The 2,354-nt window shown below is 67.6% G+C and carries 3 protein-coding genes; all 3 read right to left on the bottom strand.

What is annotated here, in order from left to right; translation table 11 throughout:
- Positions 1 to 710 (bottom strand): ATP-binding cassette domain-containing protein (locus EQG76_RS07330; protein WP_159711990.1); only part of this gene is annotated, 710 nt, incomplete at its 3' end.
- Between the two features lie 76 nt (positions 711 to 786).
- A complete protein-coding gene (locus EQG76_RS07325) occupies positions 787 to 1,710 on the bottom strand; it encodes a sugar ABC transporter substrate-binding protein (RefSeq protein ID WP_407925510.1) in 924 nt (307 codons plus the stop codon).
- A gap of 193 nt (positions 1,711 to 1,903) precedes the next feature.
- Positions 1,904 to 2,354: deoxyribose-phosphate aldolase (deoC, locus tag EQG76_RS07320; protein WP_159711986.1), on the bottom strand; the 451-nt coding region annotated here is incomplete at its 5' end.

Below are 2,354 nucleotides of genomic sequence, written 5' to 3'. Positions count from 1 at the left end.
GGTCGGCCGACCATCATGCGGATCAGCTCGTCGATCGTGATGTCGCCATTGTTCACGGTGCCGACGTTCTGGCCGTCCTTCATCACCGTCATCCGGTCGGAGATCTTGAAGATTTCCTCCAGCCGGTGGGAGATGTAGACGATGCCGACGCCATGGCCGCGCAGGTCGGCGATGATCCGGTGCAGGCGGTCGGCGTCCTGAGCGGACAGCACGGCACTCGGCTCGTCGAACACGATGATCTTCACGTCGCGCGAGAGCGCCTTGGCGATCTCGACCACCTGCTGATGGGCGACGGTGAGCGTGCCGACGATGGCACCCGGGTCGATCTGGAAGCCCAGCCGCTCGATCAGCCGGCGAGCACGGGCCTTCAGGGCACCCCAGCCGATCACGCCCGGCAGCTCACCTAGGAAGATATTCTCGGCGACCGACAGGTCGGGAGCGAGTGCCAGCTCCTGGTGGACCACGGCGATGCCGTGCTCGCGCGCCGCATGCGGGTCGCGCAGGTGGACGGGCTTGCCGCCGATGATGATCTCGCCCGAGGTCGGCGGGAACTCGCCGTTCAGGACGCGCATCAGCGTCGACTTGCCGGCCCCGTTCTCGCCCAGGAGCGCGTGGACCTCGCCGGCCCGAATGTCGAAGTCGACGCCGCGGAGCGCATGGACGCCGCCGAACGACTTGGTGATGGCATGGAGCCGGGCGAGTTCGGTCATGTCGGCACCGTGAGCGTGGGGAACATGGGAGAAAGGACCGGCCGCGGGCTGGATCCAGGCGGCCGGTCCTTTAGGCTCAGAACACCGCGTCTTCGCGGTAGTACTGGTCCACGTTCTCCTGGGTGATCACGGCGGGCTCCGTCAGCTTCAGCTTCGGGAAGTCCGCCGGCAGGCTGCCGTCCAGCGCCTGCAGGCCGATGTCGACGGCGGTGCGGGCGACCAGGTCCGGGTCGTTCAGGCCGGTGGCGCCGTACTTGCCTTCCTTGATCATGGCGAGCGCCTCCTTCTGGCCATCGGCCGCGGCCAGCGCCAGCATGTCAGTCCGGCCCGAGGCTTCCAGCGCCTTCAGCGCGCCCAGCACCATCGAATCGTTCTCGCCGAGCACGACGTTCGCGTCGGGATGCGCAGTGAGCAGGTCCTCCATGGCGGCCAGGCCACCCTCATGGGACCAGCCGCCCCAGCCCTGGCCGACCACCTCGAACCCGGCCTTGCCCTCGTTGTTGAGTTGGCCCTCAACCAGGCCGCGAAACACGCCGAGCCGGCGATCACGGCCGACCTCGTTGCCCTTGTCGCCCGAGAGCAGGATGATCTTCATCGGCTTGCCCTGCATCTCCTGGGCGAGCCACTGACCGACCAGGAAGCCGTTCTGGTCGTTGGACGAGCGCACCTGGGTCACGACATTGGCCCGGGTGTTGATGCTGGAATCCATCACCACGACCTTGACGCCCTGGGCGGTGGCGGCGTCGGCGGCGGCGACCAAGCCTTCCGGATCACGCGGGTTGAGGATCAAGAGGTTGACGCCGCGCGCCACCATGTCCTCGACGTCGGAGATCTGCTTGCCCATGTCGTTCTGCCCGTCCGAGGTATAGACGGTGCAGCCGGCCTTCTTGGCTTGGTCCTCGGCGGCGGCGACCTGAGCCGCGAAATACGGGGCGCCCAGTGTGTACATGGCGACGCCGACCACGCAGTCGGCGGCCTTGGCGGCCTGGCTGCCCAGCATCAGCGCTGCGACGGCACAGCCCAAGAGCAGGTGCTTCAACTTGGTTCCTCCCCAATGCCCGAGCATGGCGGGCTGACTTCGACCCGACCCGGGGCCCGATTCGGGCCTGAGCTTTGATAGGTCCGACCTAAACGGTCAAGACGATATCTACTTTTTGAACTAACAGCACATTTGTGTAGGAGCTGCCAAGCGCTCAGTAGGCTGAGGCTCCGATGGGCGCCCCGTCGTGCACGATCGCAATGCTGGCGCTGGCACCGATCCGGCTCGCACCGGCCTCGATCATCGTCAGCGCATCGGCGCGGGTGCGGATCCCGCCCGAGGCCTTCACCCCCATGTCGTCGCCCACGGCCGCACGCATGAGCCGGACGTCAGCCACGGTGGCGCCGCCCTTGCTGAACCCGGTGGAGGTCTTCACGAAGTCCGCACCCGCCGCCTTGGCAGCGAGGCAGGCCTGGCGCTTCTCCTCGTCGGACAGCAGGCAGGTCTCGATGATGACCTTGAGCACCGCCTGGCCGCAGGCCGTCCGCACCGCGGCGATGTCCGCCTGGACCGCGTCGACCCGCCCGTCCTTCAGCGCGCCGATATCGATCACCATGTCGATCTCGGCCGCGCCGGCCGCGACCGCCGCGGCCGCCTCTGCGGCC

This window comes from Geminicoccus flavidas (assembly GCF_009806515.1).
GTDB classification, from domain to species: Bacteria; Pseudomonadota; Alphaproteobacteria; order Geminicoccales; family Geminicoccaceae; genus Geminicoccus; species Geminicoccus flavidus.
Note: the sequence above shows the minus strand (reverse complement) of the source record. Positions and strands in the feature narration are given on the sequence as shown.

What these genes read in the sequence shown, in the direction of transcription:
- EQG76_RS07325 (WP_407925510.1), bottom strand. Translation starts at nt 1,710, where the DNA reads ATGCTGGGCAGCCAGGCCGCCAAGGCCGCCGACTGCGTGGTCGGCGTC.